This is a genomic window from Bifidobacterium callimiconis (assembly GCF_003952005.1).
Lineage (GTDB): Bacteria > Actinomycetota > Actinomycetes > Actinomycetales > Bifidobacteriaceae > Galliscardovia > Galliscardovia callimiconis.
The window spans coordinates 162,885-186,806 of sequence record NZ_QXGJ01000003.1 but is presented as its reverse complement, the minus strand read 5'-3'; the positions used below and the strand labels follow the sequence as shown (position 1 = coordinate 186,806).

Below are 23,922 nucleotides of genomic sequence, written 5' to 3'. Positions count from 1 at the left end.
GTTTTCTGATCGATTTTTGAGCGATTGCGTCAGGCAATGTTCGATCGGAATGCCGGTCTCCAAACCGGATATTGCACAAAACGCAGATACCGAAAATCGAGCGTTGAAAAATCAACGTTGTATTTTCGGTATCTGCGTTTTGTGTACCGGCGTTCGATGAACCGGACCTCCGGACGATAGCGCATACGAGGAAAAACGAACATTCCGGTCTCCTTCCGGCACCGGAATCGAGGCCGCTGACTCCAATTTGACCCGCATCCGTGCCCGGAATCCACACCCAAGCCCATGAGGCCGCTGTTCTTGAACCGGGCATCACTATTGCGTATGACCCACATGGCCCGGAATATGGATTCCCCGTTCAACCGGCCCGACCCCTCGTCTAGCGTTGACCCCAACGCCGCGGATTCGCACCGTAAAAACACTGCAAATCCGGCGCAATGAAAACACAATGGCACCGCGAGATTGGGGGAATCTTGGCCATCGCAACCACCGCATCATCGAACACTACGGACTTTGGTCCCGTCATCGACTTTCGTCTGCGACCGTTCTCCGAACACTACGACAAGGGCTTTTCGGAGACGATGGTCCGCAGGTTCTTCTCCGGCTTCGGCTATGACGTCACCGACGCCGCCATCGACCGCAGCTACGATTCGCTGAGCCGCGAGCTCGACGAGGCGCATGTCGTCAAGGCCGTGCTGCCCGGACGCAAGGTATACGACACCACGAACGACGAACTGTTCGCCTACGCCGCCCGCGACCCGCAGCGGTTCCTCGTGTTCCCCTTCCTCGACGTGGCCAGACCGGAGGAGGCGCTGGACGTGATCGAACGGGACGTCGTGGCTCGCGGGGCCAAGGGCGTGTCCATCGAACCGCTTGGCGGCAACGACGTACGCTTCGACGACGAGCGCATCTTCCCGATCTACGCACGACTGCAGGAACTCGGCCTGCCGGTGCTGGCGACGGTCAGCGCGTTCGCCAGCGACCTCATTGATCCCACGATTCCTCGGCAGATCCACCGCGTGGTCACCGCCTTCCCGAACCTCATCTTCGTCGCCGCGCACGCCGGATGGCCATGGGTCGCCGAAATGGTGCCGATCGCATTCATGAACACGAACCTGTACCTGCTGGCCGACTTCGAGGGCACGCGCGGCAACGCGTCGCCGGAACTGCGCCAGGCCGCGGAACGCATGATCCCCGACCAGGTGCTGTTCGGCTCGTCGTTCCCGCTCGGACCGATCGCCCAGGGCGTGCAAAACATCCGCGACTGGCATCTCGACCCGGCGTCCGAACGCAAGGTGCTGCACGACACCGCGGCGAAGATCCTCGGCCTCTGACCTGCAACATCCCCTGCGTCCGTCGGCCGTCGGACGTGCGGTCCGCCTGGCACGGTGCACAGGTGACGGTACTGTATTCGTGATGATTCGCGACGGCACGCCGATTCCAGGCACGCCCGCCGCATGATCGATGGGTCCGAAGTACGCCGAGGTGACGATGAAACAGGTTGTGGTGGGCATCCTCGCCCACGTGGATGCAGGCAAGACCACGCTGTCCGAAGGACTGCTGTACCGGTCCGGGCAGATCCGCTCGTTCGGCCGCGTGGACCATGGCGACGCGTTCCTCGACACCGATGCCATGGAGAAGCAGCGCGGCATCACCATCTTCTCCAAGCAGGCGGTGATCGACCTCGACGATCTGCGCATCACCCTGCTCGACACCCCCGGCCACGTGGACTTCTCCGCCGAAATGGAACGCACCCTGCGCGTGCTCGACTATGCGATTCTCGTCGTCAGCGCGTCCGATGGCGTGCGCGGCTACACGGAGACGCTGTGGCGACTGCTGGCCCGATACCATGTGCCCACGTTCGTGTTCGTCAACAAGATGGATGCCGTGGGCGCGGACGGCGCCGGCATCCTCGCGCAGATGCGCGCACGGTTCTCCGACGCGTGTGTGCCGTTCGCCGGGCTCGACGGTGGCTCCGGTGATGACGGCAACGGTGGCGGTGGCGATATGCCCGGCGATGGATTCCCGCAGCTGCCCGACGACGTTCAGGAGACCATGGCCATGCAGGACGAATCCGCCATGGACGAATTCCTTGAGCAGGGCGCGCTGTCCGGAGACACCGTTCGTCGTCTGATCGCCGAGCGCAGGATCTTTCCCTGTTATTTCGGATCCGCATTGAAACTGCAGGGCGTCGACGATTTTCTGCACGGTCTGCGCGCACTCGTCCGTCAGCCCGATCATGGCGACGCGTTCGGTGCGCACGTGTTCAAGATCTCGCACGACAAGCAGGGCGGACGGCTGACATGGCTGAAGGTGACCGGGGGAGTGCTGCCGGTCAAAAGCGTACTGACGAACGAACGACCCGATGCCGCAGACGGGAACGGTGACGGGGCCGTCGGCGAGGCGGTCGGAAACGGCGGCGCCGAAATCTGGCATGAGAAGGCCGATCAGGTGCGCGTATACTCCGGCGCGAAGTTCACGCTCGTCGACGAGGCTCCCGCCGGTTCTGTGGTCGCGGTGACAGGGCCGACGCACACGTTCCCCGGCGAGGGATTGGGCATGGAATCCGATGCTGGCGAGCCCGCGCTCGAACCAGTGCTCACCTACACCGTGCTGCCCGGCGACAACGACGTGCACAAGGTGCTCGCCGCATTGCGCGAACTCGACGACGAGGATCCGCTGCTGCACGTCGCATGGCAGGAACGATTGCAGGAGATCCACGTGCAGCTCATGGGCGCTGTGCAGCTGGAAATCATCCGGCAGATCATGTACGACCGCTTCTCGCTCGACATCGATTTCGGCCCTGGCGGCATCCTGTACAAGGAGACGATCACCGCACCCGTCGAAGGCGTGGGACACTTCGAACCGCTGCGGCACTATGCCGAGGTGCATCTGCTGCTCGAACCTGCGGACGAGGGGAGTGGGGTGAGCTTCGGCTCGGATCTGAGTCTCGACGTGCTCGACCGCAACTGGCAGCGGCTCGTGCTCACCCATCTGGCGGAGAAGGAGCATCTCGGCGTGCTCGCGGGATTCCCGATCACCGACATGCGCATCACGCTGATCAACGGCCGTGCCCACGAGAAGCACACCGAGGGCGGCGACTTCCGTCAGGCCACGTATCGTGCGATCCGTCAGGGCCTGATGAAGGCGAAGCGCGACGGGAATTGCCGACTGCTCGAACCGTGGTACGAATTCCGTCTCGAAGTGCCGCAGGACATGCTCGGACGGGCCATGGCCGACGTGCAGCGCATGAGCGGCGAGTTCGATCCGCCAACGAACGACGGGGAGTACGCGGTGCTGTCCGGCACGGCGCCGGTCTCCGAGATGCGCGATTATGCGATGGACGTCAACGCGTACACGCATGGGCAGGGGCAGATCAGCTGCACGTTCGGCGGGTATCGCCTCTGCCACGATGCCGAAGCGGTGATCGAACGCGTGAACTACGATCCCGAATCCGATCTGGAGAACACGCCCGATTCGGTGTTCTGCGCGCATGGTGCCGGATATCCGGTCAAGTGGAGCGACGTCGACGCGCACGCTCATCTCGAACTGCGTGCGCTGTGATCGCGGTACGCTACGGCGCGAGCTGAAGGGGGCCGGACGTTGCTGCCGTGTCGTGACGTCGGGAATGCTGGTGGTCCAGCCTGATGGTCTAGGCGCGACGGGTGCGGCGACTCGTAGGGAATGCTGGCGGCTGGAAACTTGGGAGTCGAAACGTGACGGATGAGATGCTGTGTGAAGGTTCACGGTGTCGTATTCCGACTCCCAGGTTTGGTAGTCGAAAGTTTGGTGGTCGAAACACGACGTATTTGGTGGCTTGTGAGGACTCGCGGTGTCGTGTTTCGGCTCCCAGGTTTGGTTTCTGGATCGGGGAGCCCGGTCGAGACACGCCGAAGGTTGCGTGGATTCGGGTGGTTGCGTAATATGTCTCAAGTCGAAACGACCGGTTGGTTGTGGCCGATGGCCATCTGACTGACGGGGCTATGGCGCAGCTGGTAGCGCATCTCCATGGCATGGAGGGGGTCGGGGGTTCGAATCCCCCTAGCTCCACGGACGAGGTCCGGGATCCGAATGGGTCCCGGACCTTTTTCAATTTCTCCGTACGATCCGGGCCGTCCCCGCAGTCCGTGTCTTGGTCTCCGCGTCGGTCTCACGGGGGCCTTCGGGCGTATTCCATCCGCATCGTGGAACCGAAGCTCGGTTTTGTCCCATCATGCGGGAGCATCCGCTCTTTGGGGCGTCAATATCCCGTTTTCGGGTCGATTTTCGGGAATTCGACGCCCCAAATCGTGCACCTCAACAGCCCCGCGCCCGCAGCAGCGAACGCGCGCCTCGCGCCTACTCCGCCAGCGGCATGGTGATGCGCATGGTGGTGCCGGACGGCGACGAGGACTCCACGTCGATCCACCCGTGGTAGCGGGACACCACGTCGCGCGCCAGCGCAAGCCCCAGACCATACCCCTGATGCGCGGTGCCGTCGTCGGACCGCGCGAACCGCTGGAACAGGCGCTCCGGATCCCCGCCGATGCCGGTGCCATGATCGCTCACCAGAATCACCGCCTCGCGCCCGCTGCCACGCAGCGACGCACCGGTCGTGTATGCGGTCACGCGAATGTGCGAATCGTCGGGGGAGTGAGCGATCGCATTGTCGAGCACGGCCACGATGCAGCGCATCAGACCGAACCGCCCGCCAAGCACCGTGATCGGCTTCCCCGACGCGCTGACATTGCTCGCATCGGTCTTGGAACCTGGCCCCGTTACGGTGCCGCCCGTCTTCGCCTCGACTCCGGCAGCATCCGAACCATCAGCGCCCGAACCGGCAGCGCCCGCACCGTCGGCACCGGTCTCAGCACGGACACCGCCCGCAACATCATCCCAGTCGATCGTCACATGCCGGCTGTCGGCCAGCAGCCGCACGGTTTCCACGGCCTCGGCGATCACACTGGGCAATTCCACCGGCTCGGGCTTCTGTGCTCCCTGCGCGGCCAGCAGCAGATCGTTGATGATGTCGTTCATACGATCCACATCGCCGCGCAACTGCTTCACGGCGTCGTCGATCGGCATGCCGCGCGACTGCCGGTATTCGATGAGATCGGTCTGCAAGCTGATCACCGTCAACGGCGTCTTCAGCTCATGACTGGCGTCGGCCACAAAGTTCTTCTGCAATCGCAGCGCCTCGTGCAGCGGTGCGAGCTCACGCTGCGAAAAATACCAGCCCACCAACGCCGTGGCCACGATGATGCCCACCGCGAACAGCACGATGAACGCCAGCGCCTTCTTCTGGTCGATCACCCACGTGCCCACGGCCGACGCCGCCGCGTTCACATCGTTCGGATCGATGCCGCGCTCGCTGAACTCATGCCTGGAGCCGAGCAGCACGCCGGCGATCATGCAGCCGGCGCCGATCAACGTGATGACGGTCATGGCCAGCGTCATGCGCAGACTGATGCTGGTGGCGGCCCGATCGCCAAGCACGCGCGTGACCAGACGTTTGATCCGCGGTTTCAGACCGTGACGATCATCGCTGCGGCGGCCACCGTTCGTCGATGCAGAGGATTCGGCGGAGACCGATGAGGAGACGCCTGTGAGAGTGTTCATATGATCCTGTTTCACTGGATGGAACGAATAACGCTGGCCGCTAGTCACGCGGCTCGCCGATGATGTACCCGTGGCCGCGCACGGTGTCGATGATGTGCCGGGTGGTCTTCTGCCGAATGTACGAGACGTATGTGTCGATCGTGCCTTCGGTGTCGCTTTCGCTGAACACGAGTCGTAGCAGTTCGGCGCGGGAGAACACGTGCTGCGGCGACGAGCAGAGCGTGGTCAGCAGCGTGCATTCCGCGCGGGTGAGCGTCACCCGCTGCAGGTCGGGGCTTTCGATCATGCCCGACTGCGGCAGCAGACGCCAGTCGCCGATGTCGTAGGACTTCTGTTCGGCGCGATAGCCTCGCAGCAGCGCGCGAAGACGGGCCTCCAGCTCCTCGAAGTGGAACGGCTTGGTCAGGTAGTCGTTGGCGCCGTAGTCCAGTCCCTCCACGATGTTGTCCACGCTGCCCAGCGCGGTGAGCATGAGCACGGGCGTGGTGATGCCGCTGCCGCGCGCCTCTCGCACCAGTTCGAGCCCGTCGGCGTCGGGCAGTCGACGATCCACGATCGCCACGTCATACGTCATGCCGAACAGTCGGCTGCGCCCCTCCGCGCCGGTCGTCACCCAGTCCACGCGATAGTGTTCGCCGAGGATCTCCGACGTGATCGCGCCGATGCGTGGATCGTCCTCGATGAACAGCACGGACGGCTGCAGCAGCTTCTCCGGATCGGCGAGCGCGTACGGTGTCGATGCGTCGTCGGCCATGATCGTCTCCCCTCGATTTTTCCGTTGTTCCCGGATACGCCGAACGCCGCACGGTGCGGACTGCCCGTGCGGCGTTCGTCATCCGGAAGTCGGCGTATTCACTGATATTGTTTCACGCCTGCGTAGCGCCACGCGAGGCGATCGCGGAGCGAATGCCCTTGACCACGAGCGGCATCACGGAGATCAGCACGATGATGATGCACACCGCGTCGATGTTGTTGGCGATCAGGCTGACGCGGCCGAGCTGGTGGCCGAGCGTGGGCAGGGCGAGTCCCCAGATGAGCGTGCCGATCAGGTTCGCGGAGATGAACTTTTTGTGGTCGTAGTGGGTCAGGCCCACGGCGAACGGGGTGAAGGTGCGCAGGATCGGCACGAAGCGGGCGAGGATGATGGCCTTGTAGCCGTACTTGACGAAGAACGAATGCGCGCGTTCGAGTCGTTCCGCGTTCTTGCCTTGCGTCCACGATTGCAGGAGACGACTGTCGCGGCCCTTGCGGCCGAGCTCGTAGCCGGTCTGGTCTCCCACGAATGCGGCGATGCCGATGACCACGCAGATGAGCGCGAGCGGCGTGTGGGCGAGCGGCGAGTCGGGCAGTGCGGTGGCGGCGGAGACCATGCCGAGCAGGAATACGAGCGAGTCGCCGGGCAGGAAGAAGCCGACGAGCAGGCCGGTTTCGGCGAACACGATGAGCGCGGAGATGATCAGCGCCCACGGGCCGGCCGCGGAGATGATGAATTCCGGACTGAGAAAACTGGGCATGTCGAAATCCTTACGATGAGTTGTTGATGTTGCCGTGATGATTGATGATTCAAGACTGCGGCACGCGTTCTCAGAAAGCGCTGAGAATCGCCGGAACGTATATGGGGGAACGGTTCTAAGCTGAAGACATGACTGAAATAGAGAGGAATGATCGACCGGTGGGACAGGTTGGCGAGCCCCGGCCGGTGCTTGAGGTGACCGATGCCCGATGCCATGTGCGGCATGGGGATGTGCAAAAGGATATTTTCGCCGGACTGTCGCTGACGCTGTACGCAGGGCAGATCGTCGACCTGGTCGGCCCGTCGGGCTCCGGCAAGTCCACGCTGATGGAATGCATGGCGCAGCTCAACGCCGACGCCGATGCCACGATGACGCTCGACGGCCGGTCCGCCGACGGGTTCACGCCCGAACAGTGGCGCACGCAGGTGGCGTACGTGCCGCAGCGTCCGGTGCTGATGGGCGGGACCGTGGCCGAGGCGATCCGCTACCCGTTCACGCTGCGGGTCCGTCGTGATTCGTCGGTCCGCGTGCCCGACGACGATACGTTGCGCCGCGCGCTGGATGACATTGGCCTCGATGACGTAGAGCTTGACCGTTCGCCGCAGGACCTGTCCGTGGGCCAGCAGGCGCGCGTCTGTCTGCTGCGTACGCTGCTAACCGGGCCGAAGGTGCTGCTCGCCGACGAGGTGGACGCCGGACTGGATCCGGACAACGCCATGCGTGCCGCACATCTGCTCAAACGTGCGGCGGACGAGGGCATGGCGGTCTGCCGTGTGCGGCATCGCGAGCCGGACGGCATGGCCATGCGCACGCTGGAGCTCGCCGATGGCGTGCTGACAGACGTTACAGGCAGAGCCGCGGTCGGCGTCGCGAAGACCACCGCGGCGTCGAACGACACCGATACGACCGATACGACCGATACGACCGATACGACCGATACGGAGGCGCAGGCATGAACATTAACGACGTACTCGTCACCGGCACGGAAGGCGCCGCATCCGACTATCCGATCGACAACTGGGGCCTGCTGGTGGCCCTGCTGCTGGTCGCCCTGGCCGCCGTGATCTCCGCGGTGCTCAAGCTCGGCGTGGAACGCCGCCTGCTGTGGGCCACCGTGCGCTCGCTCGTGCAGCTGCTGGCCATGGGCCTGATCATCAGCTACGTGATCCAGGTAAACCAGTGGTGGCTTGTGTTCGCCCTGCTCGGCGTGATGATCATCGCCGCCGTGCAGATCACCCTCACCCGCGGCAGCGGCCTGCCCAAGGGGCTCGTGCCGCCCGTGTTCCTCACCCTGCTGGCCAGCGCCGTGCTCATGTTCTCCGTGGTCGTGGAGCTCATTATCCGGCCTCAGCCGTGGTACGCGCCGCAGGTGGTGGTCACCATGGTCGGCATGCTGCTCGGCAACGTGGTGTCCGCCATCGCCGTGGCCATCACCCGACTGTTCGACGACATGCGCACCCGCCGCTACGAGATCGAAACTATGCTCGCCTGGGGCGCCACGCCGCTGGAAGCGGCCATGCCGTCCATCACCTCGGCCGTGCGCCTGGGACTGATCCCCACCATCGCCCAACTGGCGTCCAGCGGCATCGTGCTCATCCCGGGCATGATGGCCGGCCAGATCATCGCCGGCGGTGACCCGGTGCAGGCCGCGCGATACCAGTTCGTCGTGCTCGCCGTCATCTCGTCGCTCACCGCGCTCGCCGACACCCTGATCGTGATGCTCGTCTACCGCGTGGCGTTCACCGAGAACCATCGTCTGCGTACCGACCTGTAGAATTCGTTCGGCGACCGTCCGTTATCCGCCTTGTCGTGTACACATGTACAGGGAGACGACGACCATACGGCGTGGGGAATGGACGGGACGACATGACGGAATCTGAACACGGCAATCATGCGCGACGCGGGGAACTACGCGGCGACCCCGAACGCAGGAACCGGATCATCGAGGCGTGCCTCGACGTGATCGCGGACAGGGGCGTGGCCGACACCTCGCATCGCGTGGTCGCCGCCGCGGCCGGCGTGCCGCTCGGATCCATGACCTACTACTTCGACGGCATGGACGATCTGCTGCACCAGACGTTCGAACGCTTCGCCGACGACAGCGTATGCCGCATGCGTGAGCGTTTCGCCGGGATCTCCAGTCGGGAGGAGGCCTGCGAGGCCGTGGTGCGGACGATCGTCGACGACGTGTTCCGCAACCAGCACGATCTCAGCCTCAACCTCGAGTTCTACACGCTGGCCGCGCGTGACCCCGCCTACCGCGACATCACCACCCGGTGGATGGGCCGCAGTCGCGAACAGCTGCGACGGTTCTTCGACCCGCGTACGGCGCAGATGCTCGACGCGATGATCGAGGGCTTCTCCATCCACTGCGCACTGTCGACCGCGCCGCTCAGCGAGGACGACATCCGCGAGGGCGTATGCCGCATCGCATCCGTATCCCAGCCGTTCACAAACGAAAACTAGACTACGTTCCAGTCGCGGAGCTTGGGATGACTGCCGCGGCACAACGTTCCGATAGGGGAGGAACCGTCCGGTAACGCCCCGGCGTCGAGAGAATCGGCCGGAACATTTCAACGAAAGGACCTGACATGGCAGACAACACGGCAGCAGCCCCGCGCCTCGGCGTGATCGGCTTCGGCAACATGGGTGGCGCGATCATCGGCGGCGCGGTGGCGCACCACGTGGTCGAACCCGCATCCGTGACCATCTACGACCCGAATGCGAGCGCCATCGCCCGCGCGAAGGACCTCGGCCTGACCGCGGCGTCCAGCGAACGCGAGGTCGTCGAATCGTCCGACATGATCCTGCTGGCCGTCAAGCCGCAGTCGTTCGTCGACACCGCCGCGAACTGCGGCTCGTTCGACGGCAAGGCCGTGCTCTCGATCATGGCCGGCGTGACCGCCGAACGCATCCGCACCACCGTGGACGGCACTCCGCGCGTGCTGCGCCTGATGCCGAACACGCCCGCACTGGTGGGCGCCGGTGCCTTCGCCCTGAGCTCCGACAGCGACTTCACGGACGCCGAGAAGACGTTCGCCAAGGAACTGTTCGAATCCATCGGCATCGTGGAATTCGTGCCCGAGCATCTCATCGACGCGGTGACCGGCCTGTCCGGCAGTGCGCCCGCGTTCGTGGCCATGTTCATCGAGGCGCTCGCCGACGGTGGCCTCAAGGAGGGCCTGACCCGCGAAACCGCATACCGTCTGGCCGCACAGACCTGCCTGGGCGAGGCCAAGCTGATTCTGGACAAGAACATGACGCCGGCGCAGGCGAAGGACATGGTCACCTCGCCCGCCGGCACCACCATCGCCGGCTACGCGGTGCTCGAGGAGGCCGGATTCCGCGGCACGGTGATGAAGGCCGTGTCCGCCGCCGCCCAGCGTTCCCGCGAACTGTAGTCGACAACTACAGCCGAATCGCGCGGCAACCGTTACCGTCGCCGCGCGATTCGCTAGAACGTCGGCCGTGCCGCGCCGATAGACTGCAGGAACATCGACACGTCGCGCATCTCCGGCATGTTAATGCTGTGCTCCATGCCGGGGTAGATCTTCTCGGTGAGCGTGCCGTGGGTCTTCCAGAACCCGCTCATGGCTGCTAGTTCGTCGGGCGTGAAGATCGTGTCGGCTCCGCCGTGACCGTAGAACACCGGGGGAGTGAGCGCCTTCAGGCGTTCGTCTCCCGGCACGGCGCCAGGCGCCAGCCATCCGGAGAAACAGACGGCGGCCATGTATCGTTCGGGGTTCACGCGCAGCATGTGGCCGGCCAGCAGGCCGCCCTGCGAGAAGCCCATCACCACCACGCGGCGGGATTCATCGACGTTGGCGGCCACCCAACGGTCCACCGCCTCGGCCGCGGCCAGCGCCTGCTCGTCCAACGATGCGCCCGACGGCACGCCCTCATGATCCCACGTGCCGAACCACGTGTAGCCCATACCGTATTCGATGGGCGCGCGCAGCGACGCGTAGTCGGCGTCCGGCGCGCAGAAGCGCAGCAGATCCGGCAGATCATATTCATTTGAACCCCATCCGTGCAGCAGTACGAACACCGGGGTGTTGACGTTGCCGCGAATGCGGGTCAGAGCCTTGGGGATATCCATCAGTATCGTCCTTCGTTGGTTGTGATCGTCGTGGGCATTCCATACGGGCGTATCCGGTCGCGGACCGACGGATATCGGAATGCCGACCGGCCGTCCCGGTATGTGATATGCCCACGGCCTGACTTCAGGGTATGGCCGCGAGCAGACGAACGGTTTCGAACCGTCCATAAGTTCTACGTATAGCCGTTGCGTTGTCAAGCGTTACGAAACGGTATTACATGGATATATTGCATGATTCGCGGGGCGTGCCACGAACGGTCCGGCCCGCGTCGACCGACCAGAAACCCGACCAGAAAAAAGGAACGATCCCATGAGCGCAACGGCTTTGGAACAGAGCCTGCTGGACCACTACCGGTGGTTCCACCGGCATCCGGAACCGTCATACGAGGAGCACGCCACTACCGAACACATTCGGCGGATACTGGAGGAGCATGGCATCGAAATCCTCAACACCGGATTGAAGACCGGACTGATCGCCATCATCCGCGGCGGGCGGCCCGGCCCGGTGATCGCCCTGCGCGGCGACATCGACGGACTGCCGATCACCGAAAACACCGGCCTGCCGTACGCGTCCGAACACACGGGATACATGCACGGCTGCGGACACGACTTCAACCTCACCGTCGCGCTCGGCGCCGCCATCGAACTGCACGCCGTGCGCGACGATCTCGCCGGCACCATCAAGGTGATCTTCCAGCCGGCCGAGGAGGGACGCGCCACCAAGGAACGCCCCACCGGCGCCGTGCAGGTGCTCAACACCGGCGCACTGGACGACGTGCAGGCGTTCTTCGGCACGCACGACGCCCCCGGCGAGGTAGGCGCCATCTACATCAAGGAGGGCGGCACGTCCGGCGCCGTCGACAAGTTCGCCGTCACCGTGCGCGGACACGGCACGCACGCCGCCGAACCCACCAAGGGCGACGACGTGATCGTCGCCGCGGCGGCCATCGTGCAGTCGCTGCAAACCGTCGTCAGCCGCAACATCGACCCCGTGCACCCCGCTGTGCTGTCCATCACCCACCTCGAAGCGGGCAACACATGGAACGTGCTGCCGTCCGAAGCGTTCCTCGAAGGCACCGTACGCACCACCGAACGCGCCGACCGGCAGATCGCCAAGGACCGCGCCGTACGCATCATCGAAAACACGGCCGCCGCCTACGGGGTAACCGCAAGCGTACAGTGGTTCTTCGGCTCGCCATCCGTCGACAACAACGCGCACTGGGCGGCGGTCGGCCGCGAAATCGCAGCCGAGGAAGGACTCGAGACCCGTCCCGGCTGGGCGGACCTCGGAGGAGAGGACTTCTCGTACTACCTCGACCACGCCCCCGGACTGTTCGTCCGCATCGGCGCCGGCGACACGAACGCGCCGCACGGCCCCACCTTCGCGCCCGACCCGCACGGCATCATCGCCGGTGTGCACTTCCTGACGGCCATCGCCAAACGCGCGCTCGTGGAACTGGCCGAACCGACGGACGGCCATGCGGACTGTACGAACGAGAACGACTGAGGACAAGAAAGAGACCCATACCCATGACCAACGGATTCCACACCATCGCCATCCACGGCGGCTACGATTATCTCGACAACCACGATGCCGCCACCCCGCCGATCTACCAGAGCGCCGCATTCGACATGGAATCGGCCGCCCGCGGCGACAGGCTCGCCGCCGGCGAGGAACAGGGCTTCTCCTACTCGCGTGTGGCCAATCCCACCGTCGATGTGCTGGAAAAGCGTCTCGCCCAGCTCGAAGGCGGTGACGACGCGGTGGCCGTGGCCAGCGGCATGGCGGCCGTCTCGTTCGCTCTGCTGTGTGCGGCCGAGGGCGGTGGACGCATCATCTCTCCCACCAACCTGTACGGTGCATCCGTGGACGCCATGGAAACGTTCTTCCCCCAGTTCGGCGTGCACACCGACTTCGTCAAGGACATCAACAACCTGGACGAAGTCGAATCGAAGATCGGTCCCGACACGCGAGCCATCTTCGCCGAATCCGTGGCCAACCCGTCCACCGAGATCACCGACGTGGAGGCGCTCGCCGACCTGGCCCACCGCCACGGCATCCCGCTGATCATCGACAACACCGTACCCACCCCGTACCTGTTCCGTCCGATCGAATTCGGTGCCGACGTGGTGGTGCACTCCACCACCAAGGGCATCACCGGACACGGCAACGCGCTCGGCGGCGTGATCGTGGATGCCGGTCACTTCGACTGGGCCGCCGGCCGCCACCCGCAGTTCACCCGCAAGGAGCTCGTCGTCAGCGACGAACGCAACGGCGTGTGGCGCAGCTTCGCCGACACGTTCGGCCCCAAGGCGTACATCCGCCGCGTGCGCATCAAGTACGTGCGCACCTTCGGCGCGGTGCAGGCCCCGTTCAACGCCTACCTGCAGCTCGTGGGCCTCGAGACCCTGTCCGAGCGCGAAAAGCGCGAAGTGGCCACCGCCACCGCCATCGCCGAACACCTGAAGACCCAGCCGCACGTGCTCAAAGTCAACTACTCCGGCCTCGGCGACACCGAGCAGCGCGACCTTGTGGCCAAGTACTATCCGAACGGCGTGGGTACGATCCTCTCGTTCCTCATCGACGGCAACGAGGAACACGTGCGCCGCCTGCTCGACTCTACGCGCGTGTTCTCCTACATCCCCAACATCGGCGACTCGCGCTCGCTGATCGTGGACCCGGCCCGCATCACGCACCGCGAGGTGCCCGAGGAGTACCGTCTGCGTGCCGGCGTGACCGACAACCTGATCCGCCTGTCCATCGGCCTCGAGGACCCCGAGGATCTCATCGCCGACCTCGACCAGGCCCTCGCCACCGCCTTCGCGGAGTAGCGGTCTTTGGTCTTTTCGGAGCAATAAAAAAACTCCCCTCATCCGAGGGGAGTTTTTCGTATATGCGTGCGAGGGTCAGTCCGTCACGCTGCGGTAGCGGGCCTTGCCGATGGTGACGTCGAAGGACTTGCCGGCCGGAACCGTGTACTGCAGTTCGGTGATGCCGTTGTAGTCGCCCTTGACGAACCGCCAGTCACGGCCGCCGCCCACGGCGAGATCGTAGTATTCGAGTCCCTCGTCGTTGGTGCCGTGCGTGCGCTCCAGATCGAACAGGTCGGACCAGTGCGCGGAGACTCCGGCCGGGTCGGGCACTTCGAAGATCGCGCGACGGGTGCTCACTTCGCCAAGCGGGTGACGATGCAGCAGGCCGCTGTTCTCGTAACGCTCCAGCTGCGTAGCCTCGTCCGCATCCCAGTCGATCACGAACGGGTAGCGCAGACCGTGGTCGTCGCCCAGCAGCCACAGCAGCTGCCAGCGGATCTCCTCGCCATTGGCCGTGGTGCGGTTGCCCGGCACGATCTCGCCCAGCTCCACGCCCTTGGAGCGCAGACGGTCCGCGGCCGCCTCGATGCCGTGCACGTGCAGGGCCGGACGGTAGAAGCCCTCGAACTCGGGCAGCAGCTCGCCGGCGTCGTGGAAGATCTGACCGCGCTGCGGGGTCTCCGCGAGTGCCTCCTCGCGGCTGTACAGGGTGAGGAACTCGAGATAGTTGTCGCCGAAGTAGGCGAGCGAGTTCTCGGTGCCGTGTCCCACGTGCTTGCCGCCGTAGCTGGCGGTCAGCCCCTGGTCGGCGAATGCCTGTTCGGCCTGCTTGAGGTCGTTGACGAAATCGACCGTATGGTCCCATGTGAATTGCTGAGCCATGATTGTCTTTCCTTCTGACGTCTGGCGTTTCCGGCGTCGTTTACTTCGAGTTGGATCCGAGTGCGGTGGTGCGTTCCACTGCGGCGAGCACGGCGGACTGGATGGCTGCCGCGAAGCCGGTCTTGTTGAGTGTGTACGCCTGCGTGATGCCCACGCCGCCGGGGGAGTTGTTGATGTTGAGCAGCACCTGCGGCAGCACGTCCTTCTGCTTGAGGAACTCGGTGCCGCCGATGAGCGTGTCGAGCGCGATGGCCTTGGCGATGTCGCGCGGCAGGCCGGCCAGAACGCCGGCGTCCACGTACGCGTCGATGAAGTGGTAGACGATGTTCGGCGGGTAGAAGCCGGTGATGATGTCGATCAGTCGTTCCTCCACGTACAGCACCTTGCCGAACGTGTTGAGGAACGCGTCCACGTCGTCCTTGCTTGCCTTGGCGTTGAGCGAGGCGCCGCTGTAGCCGTAGTCCACGGTGGTCAGCGTGTTCGGGATGATGCGCACCACGCGCCACTGTTCGCCGAGCACGGCCTCCAGTTTGGCGATGGTGTAGCCGGCCACGATGGACACGACGGTGGTTTTGGCCGGGTCGAACCGGTCGGCGATCGACTTGGCCACGCCGGCCACGTCGTCCTGCGGGCGGACGGCGATCACGACGATGTCGGCGTCCACACGGCTGTCCGGCGTGGCGGCCTCGGTGCCGTATGTGGCGGCGAGATAGTCGCTGCGCTCCTGGGAGATCTCCTCGACGTAGATGTGGTCCACGGGGTAGGCGTCGGCCTTGCGGCGCACCGCCTCGATGATGGCGGTGGGCATGTTGCCGCCGCCGATGAAGTACAGGTTGGCTGCCATGAAAAGTGAATCCCCTTTGCTGATCGGCACCATGTGCGCCGGTCGACGCAGTGTGCGGAATCGTTCGAAAATGTTCTGTCGTTTTCCTTCATACCCGATTCCGCGGCGATGCGACAGCGTTTTCGCAAAGAAGGCCTATAAGCGTTTTCGATAGGATCCGCAAGACCTCGGAAAACACTTGCTTCAATGAACGGCTATAAGAAAAGCCTGTAATCAAAACGCCTTGTGCGGCTTGCATCGGGCCGACATGTGCGCTTTTCTTGGAACATGTCGGACGGCCGAGGAACTGCAGACCTCGTGAAGTCCGGGGGATTCTTTCAATTTTTCGCATTTGGTCGACGACGGTCCGTCCGTCGAGACCGTCATCCAAGAGAAGGACAATCATCATGACCGATCGCCGCGCAGTCTTCCACGACATCGTCAAGGGCACGTCCACCGTGCCGTACCTGACGGCCGCCTGGCAGCACCTCGTCGGCCACGAGTACGGTGCCGAGACGTTCGCCGCCGCCTACGTGGACTTCGTCAAGACGTGGGATTGGGACTGGGTGAAGATCAACCCGCGCGCCGTCTACTACTCCGAGGCGTGGGGATCCACGTACGACCAGAACCGCTACGACGGATTCGTGCTGCCGAAGAAGCTCACCAACGGCATCGACGTGCCGGACGACATCGAGAAGGTGACCCGACTGGATGTGCATGAGAGCGCGCCGTTCGCCGAGCACATCAAGGGCGCCGCACTGATCCGCGAGCAGCTGCAGGACCGCGCCGTGCTGCAGACCGTGTTCTCTCCGCTGTCCGTACTGCTGCAGATCGCCGATCTGCCGCTTTACCCGGGCGACGAGTACGCCACGCCGAACACCACGGTCAAGGAGCTGATCCTCGACCAGCCCGAACGCGCCAAGAAGGCGCTGGAGAACATCGCCCTGACGCTCGCCGACTATGCGACCGAACTCGTCAAGCCCGCCGACCAGGGCGGCGCCGGCGTGGACGGTGTGTTCTACGCGGCCACCGGCACCGTGAGCGAAGGCTACTTCGACAAGGCTCAGTACGAGGAGTTCTCCGAGCCGTACGACCGCATCGTGATCGACGCGATCCGCAAGGCCAATCCTGACGCCGCCGTGCTGCTGCACACCTGCCGCGCCGAATCCCACCCCGACTGGTTCGACGCGCTCGGCGTCGACCTGATCCACTGGGACCAGTACCTGCCCGGCAATCCGAACATCAACGCCGACCTCAAGGCCGTGCCCGTCGGCGGCGCCAACGTGCTGCTCTTCAACGTGGACGGCGATCCCGAGGCCGTGGAGCGCGAACTCGACGAGACCATCGCCCTGCGCAAGGGCAGGCCGTTCCTGCTCGCCCCCAGCTGCACCGTGTTCACCCCGGCCGGCCAGGAGGCGCTCAAGGAGCTCGCCGCCCACCGCGCCGTCTGATCATCAACCCGGTCGTGTTCCCCTCAAGGGATGCCGGCCGAGGACGCGTCGGTCCCCAATCCGGTCGTGCTCCCTCCCTGGGAGGGAGCTGGCCGACGCAGTCGGTCTGAGGGAGGGCTCCCCTCCGACCGACCAACACCCATCCGTACACCCACCAATCCACCCATCACAATCCACTTTCATGAGAGGAAGAACCATGAACATCTGGAAGAAAGCACTACGCAACGCGGCCGTGGCCGTGACCGTCGCCGGCACCCTGCTCGGCGTCTCCGCCTGCGGTCTGGGCGGCGACTCCGCCTCATCGTCATCCAGCGACTCCGACACCGTCAACATCGGCGTGATCTATCCGAAGACCGGCCAGTACGCCGAATACGGCAAGCTGTTCCAGCAGGGCTTCGACCTGGCCGTCGAAAAGGTCAACAAGGACGGCGGCGTCAAGGGCAAGAAGCTCGGCCTCAAGTACTACGACACGCAATCCGACGCCAAGCAGGACGCCGCCGTGGCGCCCAAGCTCGTGTCCGACAAGTCCGTCATCGCCGTGGTCGGCGACTACGCGTCCCCGGCCTCGTCCGCCGCCAGCCCGATCTTCCAGCAGGCCGGCCTGGTGCACTACGGCTTCAACAACTCCGCACCCACGTTCACCGACACCGGCGACCACGTGTGGACCCCGCAGATCGGCCAGGACGTCTACCAGAAGGCCAACGCCGACATCGTGTCGAAGAAGGCCAAGAAGATCTCCGTGGTCTACATCGAGAACGACTGGGGCAAGCAGGCCTACCAGTACTTCAAGGAGGAGGCCGAGAAGAACGGCACCCAGATCGTCTACGAATCCTCCTACCTGCCCGACTCCACCGACCTGTCGCCGATCCTGATCCCCGCCCGTGACGCCCAGCCCGACGCCGTGGTCAACATCGGCTACGGCCCCGACGGCGCCCTCGTGATCAACACCCTGCGCGACAAGCTCGGCTACACCGGCCCGTTCTTCGGCGGCCAGGAGACCTCCGAGTTCCTCGACAACGCCGGCAAGAACGCCGAAGGCACCATCATCACCGGCAGCTTCTCCGCCACCGGCACCAAGGACGCCAAGGCCCAGCAGTTCGTCAAGGACTTCAAGGCCAAGTACGGCAACAACCCGGGCAACTTCGAGGTGACCGCCTACCAGGCCATCATCGACCTCGCCTACGCGGCCAACAAGACCGAACCGACCCGCGAGGGCATCCAGAAGGCCCTGCAGACCGTGACCGACTTCCCGCTCTACCAGGGCAACGGCGGAACCTTCAAGTTCAACACCAAGACCCGCCGCGCCGACAACATCGACCCGATCCTGCTGATCGTCAAGGACGGCAAGTTCGTCCAGTACGACGGCGAGTGACCACCGCTACTCGGCGCACGGCTCCCCTCAGTCCGCCATGCGGCGGACAGCTCCCCTCAGCGAGGGGAGCCAGAGTATGAGAACTTCTCGGATCGGCTCCCCTCGTTGAGGGGAGCTGTCGGCGCAGCCGACTGAGGGGAGCCGCCACGTCCCATATCACCCCGATCCCGCATCCATCCATCCCCCACGAGGATTGCAATTCCAATGCTTGATACCATATTCGCCGGCCTGATCCACGGCAGCGCGTACGCGCTCGTGGCCGTCGGCATGTCGCTGATCTTCGGCGTGACCAACGTCGCCAACTTCGCGCAGGGCTCCATCGTGGCCGTCGGCATGATGACCGCATGGTGGCTCGGCACGTCACTCGGCTGGGGCGTCGTGCCCACCGCCATCGCCGTGATCGTGGTCACCGGCCTGCTCGGCCTGATCATGAACGCGCTGGTCATCGCCCCGCTCGAAGGCCGCAAGCCCATCGCCGCCCTGCTCGCCACCATCGGCGTCGGCCAGATCCTGGACAACGGCCTGCAGATCATCTTCGGCACGCAGACCCGCCGCTTCCCCGAACTACTGCCCACCTACAACCTGCAGTTCGCAGGCGTGCGATTCGGCACGTCGGATGTGGTCATGATCATCTTCGCCATCCTGTCCATGCTCGGACTGTGGGCGTTCCTCAAATACGGCAAGGCCGGCCAGGCCATCCGCGCCACCTCGCAGGATCCGCAGGCCGCCAGCCAGATGGGCATCCCCGTCAAGACGATCCGCAACCTCTCCTTCGTCATCGGCGCCGTGCTCGCCGGCGTCTCCGGCATCTTCGTGGGCCTGTTCAACACCAACATCAACCCGATGAACGGCGGCACGATCGGCATGACCGCCTTCGTGGCGGCCACCATCGGCGGCCTCGGCTCCATCCCCGGCGCCGTGGTCGGCGGCCTGGCCCTCGGCCTCATCGAATCCGTCGGCATCTCGTTCCTCGGCGACGGCGCACACGATCTCATCACCTTCGGCGCGCTGCTCATCATCCTCATCATTCGTCCGCAGGGTCTGCTCGGCGGCGACGACGTGAAGTCCGAACCGCTCACTGGCACGTTCCTCGGCGGCGGCCGGCCGATCAACCTGCCCTGGTGGGGCAACCTCGGCCTTGCCGTGTTCGCGCTCGCCACCCCGTTCTTCTTCTCCGACTACCTGTCCGGCGTGGGCACGCAGATCGCCATCTACTCGATCGCCGCCGTGGGCCTGACGCTGATCTCCGGATCCGCCGGCCAGACCATCCTCGGCATGGCCGGACCGTTCGCCGTGGGCGCCTACGCGTCGGCCATCCTCTCCACTCGTCTTGACTGGCCGTTCCTCGCCGCGTTCCTCGTGGCCGGCGTGATCGCCGCCATCGCTGCCAGCATCCTCACCTTCCCCGTGTGGAAGCTGTCCGGCCATTACGTGGCCATCGCCACCATCGGCGTAGGCGCGGTCATGGTCGCCATCATCCGCATCTGGGAGCCGCTGACCAAGGGCTCGCTCGGCATCCAGGGCATTCCGTTCCCCAAGGTGTTCGGCCAGTCCCTGTACACGCAGCAGATGCAGTATCTGCTCGACGTGATCGTGCTGATCGTCACGCTCGTCATCGTCACGCGCATCCGCTCCTCGCATCTGGGCCGCGTGTTCGAGGCCGTTGGCTCCGATCAGGAGGCGTCCGAGGCGCTGAGCATCCGCACCGGAGCCTACAAGGCGCTCGCCTACGCGCTGGCAGCGTTCTTCGCAGGTCTCGCCGGCTCGCTGCTCGCCCACCAGTACACGTACATCGATCCGACCATCTTCAACTCGAACATGTCGATCCTGATCCTCACGATCATCGTGCTCGGCGGCATGAACTCGCCGCTCGGCGCCGTGCTCGGCGCGATCGTGCTCATCGGCGGCCCCGAGCTGCTGCGCGTGGCGTCCGACGCCCGTGTGTTGCTCTACGGCGTGCTGCTGGTCGTCATCATTCTGTTCCGCCCGCAGGGACTGTTCGCAAGGAAGGCCTGAACGACTATGACTTCGGTACATGACTCCACAACCAAGTCCACCCTTGATTCCGTTTCCATCGCCGAGGACGGCCACGACGCTCCCGCCGTGGTGATGAGCCCCGAGGAGCACCGCCGCAAGGTGCTCGAGGCGCCCGTGGTACTGCGCGTACGCGAGCTCGACAAGTCGTTCCGCGGCCTGCACGCCGTGAACAAGGTGTCGTTCGACCTGCACAAGGGCGAGGTGATCTCGATCATCGGCCCGAACGGATCCGGCAAGTCCACCACGATCAACCTGATCTCCGGGTTCATCACGCCCGACTCCGGCATCATCGACATCGACGACGATCCGGTCGCGGGACTTCCCGCCACCGAGGTGTCCGAACGCGGCCTGTCCCGCACCTTCCAGAACGGCCGCGTGTTCGGCGGACTGACCGTGGACGAGAACATCAACCTCGGCTACCACAAGAAGTTGCAGGCTCAGCGCCCGTTCAAGAACCTGCAGAAGTATCCGATCGTGCGCTGGATCCCGCTGCTGGCGGAGACCGGCGTGGCGCTCATCCACGGACCGAAGACCCAGCGCGAGATCAAGGAGGTCGACGTGCGCGTCGGCCGCGAGGTCGACCGCTTCCGCGAGCGCCTCGGAGACCGTCGCAGCGATCTGACCTACACGCTCTCGTATGCGAACCGTCGTCGTACGGAGATCGCCCGCGCGCACATCTCCGAACCCAAGCTGCTGCTGCTCGACGAACCGACCGCCGGCATGAACCAGTCGGAGACCGCCGAGGTGCTCGAACAGCTGCAGCACCTCAAGGCGCAGGGGCACACGATCCTGCTCGTCGAGCACAAGATCGACCTGGTGACCGCACTGTCCGACCGCGTGCTTGCCATGGACGGCGGTCGTATCATCGCCCAGGGTTCGCCCGACGAGGTGCGTACCAACCCGCAGGTGGTCGAGGCGTATCTGGGCAAGCGCAAGGAGACCAACCAGACGCGCAGCCATGGTCAGGTGAACGTGCTCGCCATGCAGAACGCCATCGAACACGACGGCGTCGCCACGGTGAACGAGCCCGAGCCGTCCGACTCCGGCAAGGCCGATGCCGAATCGTCCGCGGACGCCAATCCGTTCGCCGGCACCGAGACCCTGCTGTCGCTGGACAAGGTCAACGTGTTCTACGGTCAGGTGCACGCACTGCAGGACGTGTCGATCACCGTGCCCAAGGGCGCGATCGTCTCCCTGCTCGGCGGTAACGCGTCCGGCAAGTCCACCACCATGAAGACCATCCTCGGCATCAACCATCCCAAGAGCGGCACCATCCACTACGAGGGCAGGGACATCACGCACGAGTCCACGCGTCACCGCGTCGCCTCGGGCATCGCGTCCGTGCCGGAGGCCCGCCGCGTGTTCCCGCAGATGACCGTGCAGGAGAACCTGCTGTCCGGCGCGTACACGCGCACCGACAAGGCCGGCATCGCCGAGGACCTGGACTCCATGTACGAGCGGTTCCCGCGCCTCAAGGAGCGCCGCGGCCAGCAGGCCGGCACCATGTCCGGCGGCGAGCAGCAGATGCTCGCCTTCGCCCGTGCCCTGATGAGCCGACCGAAGGTCATCTGCATGGACGAGCCCACCATGGGCCTGTCGCCCAAGCTGGTGGAGGACGTGCTCGAGCAGATCGCCAGGCTGCGCGACGAACTGGACCTGTCCGTGCTCATGGTCGAACAGCAGGCCGAGCTGGCGCTCACCATCGCCGACTACGGCTACGTGCTGCAGAACGGCCGCATCCGCCTGCATGGCAAGGCGTCCGACCTGCTCGGCAACCCGCAGGTGCAGGAGGCCTACCTCGGCGGCGCCAAGTAGCGTCGACTCCATTCCCGCCGTGCCTCCTCCCCGGTGCGACCGGGCGTGACTCTCCACCTCTCCGTCACGCTCCGGTCTCTCCGGAGAGGAGGCACGGCGATATCGTCCGATCGCCCTCCGGCATTGTGCTCCCTCCTTGGGAGGGAGCTGTCGGCGTAGCCGACTGAGGGAGGGATCGTAAGACTCACACACAACACAAGGGGGATATTCATGACTGATAATCGCAACAAGCGCACACGCGTGGCCGTGGTCACTGGCGCGGGCGGCGGCGTCGGGGGACGCCTGGTCCACACGCTGGCCGCGAACGGCTGGCGCGTACTCGCCGTGGTCCGCAAGGACTCCGACGTGCGCGAACTCGACGCGATCGACGGCGTGCAGGCGCATCTGGTCGACCTGCTCGACGCCGAAGGCATCGAACGCTGGACCGCATGGGTGAACGAGCACGAGCCGGACGGCATCGATCTGCTCGCCAACGTGGCCGCCGTCGCCTCCGTGGGATCGATCGAAACCGCCACCGCCGACGTCTGGGACACCGTGCTACGCACCAACGTGGTGGCGCCCGCCCTGCTCACCCGGGGACTGCTGCCCGCCATCCGCCGCACGCGCGGCTCCATCGTGTTCGTCAACTCCGGGGCGGGGGAGCGCGCCATCCCCAACCATGCGGTCTACGCGTCGTCCAAGCACGCGCTGCGAGCCCTCGCCAACACGATCCGCCTCGAGGAGGCCGGCAACGGCGTGCGCGTGGGCACCGTCTACCCGGGCCAGATCGACACCGGCATGCTGCGCGGCATCGACGAGACCCTGGGCGTGGAATTCCACGGCGAGGACTACATCCGCCCGCAGACCGTGGCCGACGCGATCGTCTGGATCGCCAACGCGCCCGACGACGTGCACATCACCAACGTGGACCTGCGCCCCCGCCAGGAGGTCTCCTCCTCATTCAACGTGTGAACGTCAGAACGTCAGACGCATCTGATGCCAAGGCACACCGCCATGCGTGGACGAGGACAGCCCCTCATCCACGAAACCCAGCCGCGCATAGAAGCCAATCTTCGCCTCCTTGCACGTGAGCACCATGCCCCGCCGACCCTGCGCCCGCGCCTCGTCGGCGGCATGGCGGATCACGCGCGAGGCGCATCCGCGCCGCCGGTACGCGGGAATCGTATTCACGCCGAAGATCATCTGCCACGCGCCACGCTCGTCATGCAACGACGCATCCGAGTACATGTCGTCGGCAAGATCCGGCACATCCGTCGTCATACCGTTCACGAAACTCACCAGACGGCCATCACTCGGGCCATCGTGGCCGTCACCGCCGTCGCTATCGAACAACAGCCAGAAATGATTCGGATACACCGCCAGACGCGCCCGAATATCCTCGCGCGTGGCGGCCTCCGCAGGAGGAAAACACTCCGCCTCCACCGCAGCCAGCGCATCCAGATCATCCATCACGGCATGTCGGATAGTCATCCCCATCGTCGTCATTGCACGTCACCCCACCGGTTCTCATCACTTTT

The 23,922-nt window shown here is 64.9% G+C and carries 20 protein-coding genes and 1 tRNA gene; 14 read left to right on the top strand and 7 right to left on the bottom strand.

Annotated features, from left to right (window positions below):
- The first annotated feature begins 473 nt into the window (after positions 1-473).
- The 3 genes from D2E23_RS04250 (at position 474) to D2E23_RS04240 (ending at position 4,050) form a co-directional block, all read left to right on the top strand.
- Complete coding sequence (locus D2E23_RS04250) at positions 474-1,334, top strand: amidohydrolase family protein (RefSeq protein WP_164520665.1); 861 nt, start codon at positions 474-476, stop codon at positions 1,332-1,334.
- Between the two features lie 157 nt (positions 1,335-1,491).
- Positions 1,492-3,564 carry a GTP-binding protein gene (locus D2E23_RS04245; protein WP_126029744.1) on the top strand — a complete coding sequence of 691 codons (2,073 nt, stop codon included), beginning with the start codon at positions 1,492-1,494 and terminating at the stop codon, positions 3,562-3,564.
- Positions 3,565-3,977: 413 nt separating this feature from the next.
- Positions 3,978-4,050: transfer RNA gene (locus tag D2E23_RS04240), tRNA-Ala, on the top strand.
- A 288-nt stretch (positions 4,051-4,338) separates the two neighbouring features.
- Here the strand turns inward: D2E23_RS04240 and D2E23_RS04235 are convergent.
- The 3 genes from D2E23_RS04235 to D2E23_RS04225 all read right to left on the bottom strand — a co-directional run bounded on the left by D2E23_RS04235 (position 4,339) and on the right by D2E23_RS04225 (position 7,112).
- Positions 4,339-5,598, bottom strand: coding sequence for a sensor histidine kinase (locus tag D2E23_RS04235; protein WP_126029743.1), 1,260 nt, complete (start codon positions 5,596-5,598; stop codon positions 4,339-4,341).
- A gap of 40 nt (positions 5,599-5,638) precedes the next feature.
- Positions 5,639-6,352 (bottom strand): response regulator transcription factor, encoded by a 714-nt coding sequence (locus D2E23_RS04230; RefSeq protein ID WP_126029742.1) that lies wholly within the window; start codon positions 6,350-6,352, stop codon positions 5,639-5,641.
- Positions 6,353-6,464: 112 nt separating this feature from the next.
- Entirely contained in the window at positions 6,465-7,112 is a 648-nt protein-coding gene (locus D2E23_RS04225) for a DedA family protein (protein WP_126029741.1), read from the bottom strand.
- 230 nt (positions 7,113-7,342) lie between these two features.
- On the opposite strand from D2E23_RS04225, the gene D2E23_RS04220 reads away from it, so the two are divergent.
- The 4 genes from D2E23_RS04220 (at position 7,343) to proC (ending at position 10,513) form a co-directional block, all read left to right on the top strand.
- Complete coding sequence (locus tag D2E23_RS04220) at positions 7,343-8,068, top strand: ABC transporter ATP-binding protein (protein WP_241227207.1); 726 nt, start codon at positions 7,343-7,345, stop codon at positions 8,066-8,068.
- Positions 8,065-8,886, top strand: a complete 822-nt coding sequence (locus D2E23_RS04215; protein WP_126029739.1) for an ABC transporter permease — start codon at positions 8,065-8,067, stop codon at positions 8,884-8,886. The genes D2E23_RS04220 and D2E23_RS04215 overlap by 4 nt, the downstream gene beginning before the upstream one ends.
- A 92-nt stretch (positions 8,887-8,978) precedes the next feature.
- Positions 8,979-9,578, top strand: coding sequence for a TetR/AcrR family transcriptional regulator (locus D2E23_RS04210; protein WP_126029738.1), 600 nt, complete (start codon positions 8,979-8,981; stop codon positions 9,576-9,578).
- Positions 9,579-9,703: 125 nt separating this feature from the next.
- On the top strand, positions 9,704-10,513 hold the full coding sequence (gene proC, locus D2E23_RS04205) for a pyrroline-5-carboxylate reductase (protein WP_126029737.1): 810 nt from the start codon (positions 9,704-9,706) through the stop codon (positions 10,511-10,513).
- A 53-nt stretch (positions 10,514-10,566) separates the two neighbouring features.
- On the opposite strand, the gene D2E23_RS04200 is transcribed toward proC, so the two are convergent.
- The gene (locus tag D2E23_RS04200) at positions 10,567-11,211 is read right to left on the bottom strand and encodes an alpha/beta hydrolase (protein ID WP_126029736.1); all 645 of its coding nucleotides are present in this window, start codon (positions 11,209-11,211) and stop codon (positions 10,567-10,569) included.
- A gap of 310 nt (positions 11,212-11,521) precedes the next feature.
- Here D2E23_RS04200 and D2E23_RS04195 point away from each other — a divergent pair, with 310 nt between their 5' ends.
- Positions 11,522-12,718, top strand: a complete 1,197-nt coding sequence (locus D2E23_RS04195; RefSeq protein ID WP_126029735.1) for an amidohydrolase — start codon at positions 11,522-11,524, stop codon at positions 12,716-12,718.
- Positions 12,719-12,741: 23 nt separating this feature from the next.
- Positions 12,742-14,043 (top strand): O-acetylhomoserine aminocarboxypropyltransferase/cysteine synthase family protein, encoded by a 1,302-nt coding sequence (locus D2E23_RS04190; RefSeq protein WP_126029734.1) that lies wholly within the window; start codon positions 12,742-12,744, stop codon positions 14,041-14,043.
- 75 nt (positions 14,044-14,118) lie between these two features.
- On the opposite strand, the gene D2E23_RS04185 is transcribed toward D2E23_RS04190, so the two are convergent.
- Together D2E23_RS04185 and D2E23_RS04180 are read right to left on the bottom strand one after the other, a co-directional pair.
- Positions 14,119-14,907, bottom strand: coding sequence for a VOC family protein (locus D2E23_RS04185; protein ID WP_126029733.1), 789 nt, complete (start codon positions 14,905-14,907; stop codon positions 14,119-14,121).
- A 40-nt stretch (positions 14,908-14,947) separates the two neighbouring features.
- Positions 14,948-15,751, bottom strand: a complete 804-nt coding sequence (locus D2E23_RS04180; protein ID WP_126029732.1) for a pyrroline-5-carboxylate reductase family protein — start codon at positions 15,749-15,751, stop codon at positions 14,948-14,950.
- A gap of 386 nt (positions 15,752-16,137) precedes the next feature.
- On the opposite strand from D2E23_RS04180, the gene D2E23_RS04175 reads away from it, so the two are divergent.
- The 5 genes from D2E23_RS04175 (at position 16,138) to D2E23_RS04155 (ending at position 23,356) form a co-directional block, all read left to right on the top strand.
- Positions 16,138-17,181 carry a uroporphyrinogen decarboxylase family protein gene (locus D2E23_RS04175; RefSeq protein WP_126029731.1) on the top strand — a complete coding sequence of 348 codons (1,044 nt, stop codon included), beginning with the start codon at positions 16,138-16,140 and terminating at the stop codon, positions 17,179-17,181.
- A 196-nt stretch (positions 17,182-17,377) separates the two neighbouring features.
- Positions 17,378-18,553: an ABC transporter substrate-binding protein gene (locus D2E23_RS04170; RefSeq protein WP_126029730.1), complete on the top strand. Its 1,176-nt coding sequence runs from the start codon at positions 17,378-17,380 to the stop codon at positions 18,551-18,553.
- Positions 18,554-18,757: 204 nt separating this feature from the next.
- Positions 18,758-20,569, top strand: a complete 1,812-nt coding sequence (locus tag D2E23_RS04165; protein ID WP_126029729.1) for an ABC transporter permease — start codon at positions 18,758-18,760, stop codon at positions 20,567-20,569.
- Between the two features lie 6 nt (positions 20,570-20,575).
- Positions 20,576-22,405 (top strand): ATP-binding cassette domain-containing protein, encoded by a 1,830-nt coding sequence (locus tag D2E23_RS04160; RefSeq protein WP_126029728.1) that lies wholly within the window; start codon positions 20,576-20,578, stop codon positions 22,403-22,405.
- Between the two features lie 210 nt (positions 22,406-22,615).
- On the top strand, positions 22,616-23,356 hold the full coding sequence (locus tag D2E23_RS04155) for an SDR family oxidoreductase (protein WP_126029727.1): 741 nt from the start codon (positions 22,616-22,618) through the stop codon (positions 23,354-23,356).
- Positions 23,357-23,359: 3 nt separating this feature from the next.
- Here the strand turns inward: D2E23_RS04155 and D2E23_RS04150 are convergent, their stop codons facing one another.
- Entirely contained in the window at positions 23,360-23,881 is a 522-nt protein-coding gene (locus D2E23_RS04150) for a GNAT family N-acetyltransferase (RefSeq protein ID WP_240541492.1), read from the bottom strand.
- Positions 23,882-23,922 lie beyond the last annotated feature (41 nt).

Bases quoted from the DNA above. Each gene is read 5' to 3' on its own strand.
- D2E23_RS04245 (WP_126029744.1), top strand. From the start codon at position 1,492: ATGAAACAGGTTGTGGTGGGCATCCTCGCCCACGTGGATGCAGGCAAG.
- D2E23_RS04235 (WP_126029743.1), bottom strand. From the start codon at position 5,598: ATGAACACTCTCACAGGCGTCTCCTCATCGGTCTCCGCCGAATCCTCT.
- D2E23_RS04230 (WP_126029742.1), bottom strand. From the start codon at position 6,352: ATGGCCGACGACGCATCGACACCGTACGCGCTCGCCGATCCGGAGAAG.
- D2E23_RS04225 (WP_126029741.1), bottom strand. From the start codon at position 7,112: ATGCCCAGTTTTCTCAGTCCGGAATTCATCATCTCCGCGGCCGGCCCG.
- D2E23_RS04215 (WP_126029739.1), top strand. From the start codon at position 8,065: ATGAACATTAACGACGTACTCGTCACCGGCACGGAAGGCGCCGCATCC.
- D2E23_RS04210 (WP_126029738.1), top strand. From the start codon at position 8,979: ATGACGGAATCTGAACACGGCAATCATGCGCGACGCGGGGAACTACGC.
- proC (WP_126029737.1), top strand. From the start codon at position 9,704: ATGGCAGACAACACGGCAGCAGCCCCGCGCCTCGGCGTGATCGGCTTC.
- D2E23_RS04200 (WP_126029736.1), bottom strand. From the start codon at position 11,211: ATGGATATCCCCAAGGCTCTGACCCGCATTCGCGGCAACGTCAACACC.
- D2E23_RS04195 (WP_126029735.1), top strand. From the start codon at position 11,522: ATGAGCGCAACGGCTTTGGAACAGAGCCTGCTGGACCACTACCGGTGG.
- D2E23_RS04190 (WP_126029734.1), top strand. From the start codon at position 12,742: ATGACCAACGGATTCCACACCATCGCCATCCACGGCGGCTACGATTAT.
- D2E23_RS04185 (WP_126029733.1), bottom strand. From the start codon at position 14,907: ATGGCTCAGCAATTCACATGGGACCATACGGTCGATTTCGTCAACGAC.
- D2E23_RS04180 (WP_126029732.1), bottom strand. From the start codon at position 15,751: ATGGCAGCCAACCTGTACTTCATCGGCGGCGGCAACATGCCCACCGCC.
- D2E23_RS04175 (WP_126029731.1), top strand. From the start codon at position 16,138: ATGACCGATCGCCGCGCAGTCTTCCACGACATCGTCAAGGGCACGTCC.
- D2E23_RS04170 (WP_126029730.1), top strand. From the start codon at position 17,378: ATGAACATCTGGAAGAAAGCACTACGCAACGCGGCCGTGGCCGTGACC.
- D2E23_RS04165 (WP_126029729.1), top strand. From the start codon at position 18,758: ATGCTTGATACCATATTCGCCGGCCTGATCCACGGCAGCGCGTACGCG.
- D2E23_RS04160 (WP_126029728.1), top strand. From the start codon at position 20,576: ATGACTTCGGTACATGACTCCACAACCAAGTCCACCCTTGATTCCGTT.
- D2E23_RS04155 (WP_126029727.1), top strand. From the start codon at position 22,616: ATGACTGATAATCGCAACAAGCGCACACGCGTGGCCGTGGTCACTGGC.
- D2E23_RS04150 (WP_240541492.1), bottom strand. From the start codon at position 23,881: ATGGGGATGACTATCCGACATGCCGTGATGGATGATCTGGATGCGCTG.